Consider the following 6,946-nt stretch of genomic DNA (forward strand, 5'->3'; position numbering starts at 1 on the left):
GGCGACGCCACCATGAGCCCGTATGAAATCGTACAGGCTGGCGGCTCGGTGGAGTACAACAATGAAGAAGCCGGCGCCGAATGGATACAGCGCTTCACGTCGACTTTTCCGAAATTCGTCTGGCTCAATCCGGAGCCGGAAGGCCTGTGGCAATACCGGCAATCGATTTCAATCATCCGGCAACTGGTCAGCAACCGGATGTTTCCATTGACGATAGAAGGACTGGAACGGGCAATGCGCCTGTTGAGCAAGTAATCGCGCGTGTCACCGGTGCATGCCGCCCGGCAGGCAAACTTCAGCGGGCGCTGAGCATTCCTACCGCCGGATCGCTTCGGATTCGATGATGTTGACACCAATGCCGGCCTGCCTGGCAGCGGCCAGGATGCAGGCGGCAACATCGGCCGTGCTGACGCCGCGATAGCGTGCAGGTATCAGCGGCGCCAGCACGCTCATCAGCCGGATCCCGATTTCTTCCGCGATGCGCCGCTCGGGACGCGGACCGCCGATCAGCAAGGAAGGCCGCACCAGCGTCAGCGACGCAAAATTCAGCAGCGCCAGGTCGCGTTCAATATTCCCCTTCACCCGCAAGTAATACGAACGCGACGAGGGATTCGCACCGGCTGAGGAATTCAATACGAAAACCGGCGTTCCGGCGTAACGTGCCTGGCGCGCAGCCGCCAGCACGTAGTCGTGGTCAACCTTGTTGAATGCGGCCCGCGACCCCGCTTGACGCATCGTCGTGCCCAGCGCGCAAATAACGGCGTCGGCTGCCCACCATGCCGCATCGCTTGGCAGGGCATCGAAGTCGACAATGGGATTGGTCAACTTTGCATGTTCAGCCAAAGGCCGCCGGGTGGGCGCAATGACCCTGGCGATGGATGCGTCGTCCAGCGCCTGATGGATCAGTTGTTGGCCGACCAGTCCGGTGCCACCGAGTATCAGCAGATTAACCATGTCGATTGTTCCCTGAAATGCTATCCAATCTTGCCTCGATACAATGCACCCAAAGCCCTGCGGATGCAATGCGGGGCAAGGATTGGCCACAAACGGCATGCGGCAGCCCGCCCGCCTAATCCACTTCCCCCCGCCCTGGTTCAGCGGCCAGGACCGCTGGCACTGGGCGAGGCAGGAATTTTTCCAGCAAGGAGACCAGCTGCCGCTCGCTCAGCGGCTTGCTGACAAATCCTTCGCAGCCGGCCGCCTGCGCCCAGGCCGCGTGGTAGGAAAAGTAGCGGCCGGTCAGGAAAATCACGGTAATGGGATGTCCGCCCTGAGTCTTGATTGCCTCGCACAAGCGGTAGGGATCGAGTCCGGGAGTAGCGGTGTTGATGAATACCAGCGCAATATCGAGCTGCTTGCACAGCAAGGTGGCGGTCCGATGGTCGTTTGCGCGATCTACCCGCACCCGCCGTGCCGACACGATGCGGGAAATCGCCTGGCAAAAGTCGCCATCCCCGTCGACCACGAGTACACCGCCTTCACGCTGTTGCTTGCGCAGCAGTGCGTAGGCGGATTCGTCCAATTTGGTCGGCAAACGGCGACGCCGTTCGGGTACCGAAACTTTATCGGAAGCATCCAGCCGCGCCCATGCTTCTGCCCGTTGCGCCACCAGTTGGTCGAGCCCGGCCAGCAGGCGCGGCGGTTCGACTGGCGCCGGCAGGAACGCATGCGGCAGGTCGACTGGCTGCGCCCCGACCAGCATCGCCGGCCGCAAGGGCGCCGGACGCAGTCGATCGAGCGCAGCCAGCGCATCCGGTGCGTCGATATTGACCAGGTACAGGTCGGGATCCTGGAGATTATTTTCATGCAAGACCTGGTAGGCATGGCCACCAAGCTTGTGATGCACGGGAAAGTGGCGGTTCAGTTCAGCGCGTTCGTCCTCGGAGTAACCGATCAGTCGCAGCGCGAAGGGGTGTGCTTGGCTTTTTGTCATGCGCGGCTTTATAAACGGGCCGATGCAAAATTACCAGCACTGTTGGTACACACGCCACCAATCGCTAACAATTTCAGCGCTGGCGACGAGCCGCGCCTTGCATTGCCTGCCCCCACTGGGCGCAATTTCATTAGAATGCAGGCTGGCCGGCGCTGCGCTGGCTGTCCAATCCCCCAGATACCCTTGCATGGCAACGAAAAAGCCCACTTCCGACTACAGCGAATCATCCATCCGTGTCCTGAAGGGACTCGAGCCCGTCAAACAGCGTCCAGGGATGTACACGCGCACGGAAAATCCCTTGCACATCATCCAGGAAGTGCTTGACAACGCCTCCGACGAGGCGCTCGGCGGCCATGCCAAGAACATCACGGTGACGCTCAATGTCGACGGCAGCGTCAGCGTTGACGATGACGGTCGCGGCATTCCGGTGGGCCTGCATCCCGAAGAAAAAAGACCGACGGTGGAAATCGTGTTCACCCGCTTGCATGCGGGCGGCAAGTTCGACAAGTCCAAGGGCGGCGCCTATGCCTTTTCCGGCGGCCTGCACGGGGTCGGCGTATCGGTCACCAACGCCCTCTCCACCCGGCTCGAAATTACGGTGTGGCGCAAGGATGATCGCGGCAATGGCCTGCACCGGATGGCATTTGCCCACGGCGATGTGATCGAAGAACTGAAGTCGCAGGCCGCCGGCCGCGACGACCGCCGTTCCGGCACCCGCGTCACCGCCTGGCCCGATCCGAAGTATTTCGATTCGCCGGTGATTCCGATGGGCGACCTGCTGCGCCTGCTGCGCTCCAAGGCAGTGCTGCTGCCGGGTGTGCGGGTATCGCTGGTCAATGGCAAAACGGGTGACACCCAGACCTGGCAGTACGACCAGGGCTTGCGCGGCTACCTCAATGAAAGCCTGGCCCAGAATGGCAGCGGCGAATTGCTGATTCCGCTGTTCGAAGGCGAGCAGTACGCCGGACCCGACGCCGAAGGTTTCGCCGAGGGCGAAGGTGCGGCCTGGGTGGTGGCCTGGACCGAAGACGGCAATGTCGTGCGCGAATCGTATGTCAACCTGATCCCGACGTCGGCCGGCGGCACCCACGAATCCGGGCTGCGCGAAGGCCTGTTTTCGGCGGTGAAAAGCTTCGCCGAATTGCATTCGCTGCTGCCAAAGGGCGTCAAGCTGCTGCCTGAGGATGTGTTTTCGCGCGTGTCTTTCGTGCTGTCGGCGCGCGTGCTCGATCCGCAATTCCAGGGCCAGATCAAGGAGCGCCTGAACTCGCGCGATGCGGTCCGGCTGGTGGCCGGCTTCACCCGCCCGGCGCTGGAGCTCTGGCTGCATCACCACGTCGACTACGGTCGCAAGCTGGCCGAACTGGTGATCAAGCAGGCGCAGACCCGCTTGCGTTCGGCGCAGAAAGTCGAAAAGAAAAAATCTTCCGGCGTGGCGGTCCTGCCCGGCAAGCTGACCGATTGCGAATCCACCGACACCAGCCGCAACGAGCTATTCCTGGTCGAGGGCGATTCCGCCGGCGGCTCCGCCAAAATGGGGCGCGACAAGGAATTCCAGGCCATCCTGCCCTTGCGCGGCAAGGTATTGAACGCCTGGGAAACCGATCGCGACCGGCTGTTTGCCAATAATGAAATCCACGACATCGCGGTTGCCATCGGCGTTGATCCGCACGGGCCGAACGACGAGCCCAACCTGTCGGGCCTGCGCTATGGCCGCATCTGCATCCTGTCGGACGCCGACGTCGACGGTTCGCATATCCAGGTACTGTTGCTGACCCTGTTCTTCCGCCACTTCCCCAAGCTGATCGACGCCGGCAATATCTGCATTGCCCGACCGCCGCTGTACCGGGTAGATGCACCTGCGCGCGGCAAGAAGCCGGCGCAAAAACTGTATGCGCTGGACGATGGTGAAATGAGCGCGATACTGGACAAGCTGCGCAAGGACGGCGTCAAGGAAAACGGCTGGTCGATCTCGCGCTTCAAGGGACTGGGCGAGATGAACGCCGAACAGCTGTGGGAGACCACCATGAATCCCGACACGCGGCGCCTGTTGCCGGTGACGATCGGCAGCTTCGGCGTCGCCGCTTCGGAAGCGCGATTCAACATGCTGATGGGCAAGGGCGAAGCTGCAGCGCGGCGGACCTGGCTGGAAGAGCACGGCAACGAAGTCGACGCCGACGTATGAACAACGGTAAGGGCTGTCGCTGAAGAATGAACGACTGACCGACTGAACCCATGATCGATCCACCGGATCGGTCACTGAATGAATCAATGACACCGCTGGCATTGCCGCCGGCACTGCAGGAATCAAGAATCGATGAGTGACCAGCAATCCCTGTTCCAAGCAGCACCGCCCGACGATGACGAGTCCCTGGTGCTGGCGACGTTTGCCGAGCGTGCATACCTCGATTATGCGATCTCGGTCGTCAAGGGCCGCGCACTGCCCGATGTCTGCGACGGACAAAAGCCGGTACAGCGCCGCATCCTGTACGCCATGCACCAGTTGGGGCTGGATGCAACGGCCAAGCCACGCAAGTCCGCTGCCGTGGTCGGCGATGTGCTGGGCAAATTGCATCCGCACGGCGACCAATCGGTGTATGACGCGCTGGTGCGCATGGCGCAGGATTTTTCGCTGCGCTACCCGCTGATCGATGGCCAGGGCAATTTCGGCTCGCGCGACGGCGACGGCGCGGCAGCAATGCGTTACACCGAAGCGCGCCTGACGCCGATTGCGCGCATGTTGCTTGACGAAATCGACATGGGCACGGTCGATTTCCAGCCCAACTATGACGGATCGACACAAGAGCCGCGGCTGTTGCCGGCGCGCCTGCCTATCGTGTTGCTCAACGGCGCATCCGGCATTGCGGTGGGCATGGCCACCGAAATACCGCCGCATAACTTGCAGGAAGTCGCCAGGGCAGCCGTTGCGCTGATCCGCGACCCCAAGTTGAGCCATGCCGACCTGATGGCCATCCTGCCCGGTCCGGACTATCCGGGCGGCGGCCAGATCATCACCTCGGCAGCGGCAATCTCTGAAATCTACGAAAGCGGACGCGGCTCGCTGAAAGTGCGCGCACGCTGGAAAATCGAAGACATGGCGCGCGGCCAGTGGCAACTGGTCATCACCGAACTGCCGCCCGGCACCTCGTCGCAAAAGGTGCTGGAGGAAATCGAGGAACTGACCAACCCGAAAGTGCGGCTCGGCAAAAAGGCGCTCACTGCCGAACAGGCCAACCTGTAACAGGTGATGCTGGCTGCGCTCGACACGGTGCGCGACGAATCCGGCCGCGAAGCCGCGGTGCGGCTGGTGTTCGAGCCGAAGTCGCGCAACCAGGACCAGACCGAGTTCGCCAACCTGTTGCTGGCGCATACCGCGCTGGAGACCAGCGCGCCGATCAACCTGGTGATGATCGGCCTGGATGGCCGGCCACGGCAAAAGCCCCTGCTGTCGATCTTGCAGGACTGGGTCGCGTTCCGCTTCGAAACGGTCACGCGCCGCACACGCTTCCGGCTGCAGAAGGTCGACGACCGTATCCATATCCTGGAAGGCCGGATTGCGATCCTGCTCAATATCGACGAAGTGATCCGCATCATCCGGCAGGCAGATGAGCCCAAACCGGAACTGATCGCCGCCTTCAAACTGTCAGACCGGCAGGCGGAAGACATCCTGGAAATCCGCCTGCGCCAACTGGCGCGACTGGAAACGATCAAGGTACAGCAGGAGCTCGACACGCTGCGCAGCGAACGCGCCGGCCTGCAAGACTTGCTGGACTCGCCGGCATCGATGAAGCGGCTGGTGATCAAGGAAATCGAGACCGACGGCAAGCAATATGGCGACAAGCGTCGCACGCTGATCGAGGCGGCCGAGCGCGCCGTGGTCGAACAGAAAACCATCGATGAGCCAGTCACCGTCATCATTTCGCAAAAAGGCTGGCTGCGGGCGCGCACCGCGCATGGGCATGACGCATCCCAGTTCACCTTCAAGGCCGGCGACGGCCTGTATCGCACCTTCGAATGCCGCACGGTGGACAATGTGCTGGCCTTCGGCTCCAACGGCCGCGCCTACACGGTGCCGGTATCGGCGCTGCCCGGCGCACGCGGCGATGGGGTGCCGGTCACGACCTTGCTGGACGTGGCGCCAGGCACCCACCTGATGCATTACTTTGCCGGCCCGGCGGATACGCTCTTGCTGATTGCCAGCACGGCCGGCTACGGCTTCGCCACCAAATTGGCGGACATTGCCAGCCGGCTGCGCGCCGGCAAGTCCTTCCTGACGCTGGACGAAGGCGACTTGCCGCTGGCGCCGCGCGAGATCACGGCGCACGACAAGGACCTGGCCTGCCTGTCCGAAAAAGGCCGCTTGCTGGTGTTTGGCCTGGACGAGATCAAGACCATGTCCGGCGGTGGCCGCGGCCTGATCCTGATGGAACTGGAAAAGGGCGAGAAGCTGCTGGTAGCGCAACCGATCGGGCCGCGTGGCGTGATGGTGTCGGGCAGCGGCCGCGGCGGCAAGCAACTTGAAATCAACCTGGTCGGTGCGGCGCTGACAGCCGTCAGCGGCAAGCGTGCACGCAAGGGCAAGCGGCTGGAGTCGACCATCAAGCCGTCGGTGCTTACGCCGCTGCGCTAAGGGCCGCCTGGCTGCGGCGGCTGGCCCGCAGCAGCAGCGTCACGGCAATCGCCATGTTCAGCAGGTTGAATGCAAGACCGTTCAGGAAAGCGGCCTGGTAAGAGCCGGTCAGGTCGAATATCTTGCCGGACATCCATCCACCCAGCGCCATGCCAGCCTGGGTGAACGCCATGATCATGCCGACCCGTGCGCCCGCCTCTTTCGCCGAAAAATGCTCGCGCACGATGATGGCGTAGGACGGCACCAGTCCGCCCTGGAACAGTCCGAACAGCGCCGATATCACATACAGCGAAACCAGGCCGTCGAATGGCAGGAACAGCAGCAAGGCGATGCCTTGCAGGACCGAGCCCAGCAGGAGTGTGCGCAGGCCGCCGATGCGGTCG

Annotated in this window: 4 protein-coding genes and 2 pseudogenes; 3 read left to right on the forward strand and 3 right to left on the reverse strand. The window is 62.5% G+C overall.

From position 1 onward, the window contains the following. Positions 1-255, forward strand: a pseudogene (locus Q7T64_RS04240) (hypothetical protein); the annotation flags it as partial. A gap of 60 nt (positions 256-315) precedes the next feature. On the opposite strand, the gene Q7T64_RS04245 reads toward Q7T64_RS04240, so the two are convergent. Both Q7T64_RS04245 and Q7T64_RS04250 read right to left on the reverse strand, forming a co-directional pair. After that, on the reverse strand, positions 316-954 hold the full coding sequence (locus Q7T64_RS04245) for an NAD(P)H-binding protein (RefSeq protein ID WP_304791706.1): 639 nt from the start codon (positions 952-954) through the stop codon (positions 316-318). A gap of 115 nt (positions 955-1,069) precedes the next feature. Further along, the gene (locus Q7T64_RS04250; protein WP_304791710.1) at positions 1,070-1,933 is read right to left on the reverse strand and encodes a response regulator; all 864 of its coding nucleotides are present in this window, start codon (positions 1,931-1,933) and stop codon (positions 1,070-1,072) included. Between the two features lie 187 nt (positions 1,934-2,120). Here Q7T64_RS04250 and Q7T64_RS04255 point away from each other — a divergent pair, with 187 nt between their 5' ends. Both Q7T64_RS04255 and parC read left to right on the forward strand, forming a co-directional pair. Next, positions 2,121-4,118 (forward strand): DNA topoisomerase IV subunit B, encoded by a 1,998-nt coding sequence (locus tag Q7T64_RS04255; protein WP_304791713.1) that lies wholly within the window; start codon positions 2,121-2,123, stop codon positions 4,116-4,118. A 132-nt stretch (positions 4,119-4,250) separates the two neighbouring features. Next, positions 4,251-6,563: pseudogene (gene parC / locus Q7T64_RS04260) on the forward strand (DNA topoisomerase IV subunit A). Here the strand turns inward: parC and Q7T64_RS04265 are convergent. Then, positions 6,547-6,946 (reverse strand): MFS transporter (locus Q7T64_RS04265; protein ID WP_304791716.1); only part of this gene is annotated, 400 nt, incomplete at its 5' end. The pseudogene parC and the gene Q7T64_RS04265 sit on opposite strands and share 17 nt — an antisense overlap.

The sequence above is a fragment of the Lacisediminimonas sp. genome (genome assembly GCF_030645335.1).
GTDB lineage: Bacteria > Pseudomonadota > Gammaproteobacteria > Burkholderiales > Burkholderiaceae_D > Lacisediminimonas.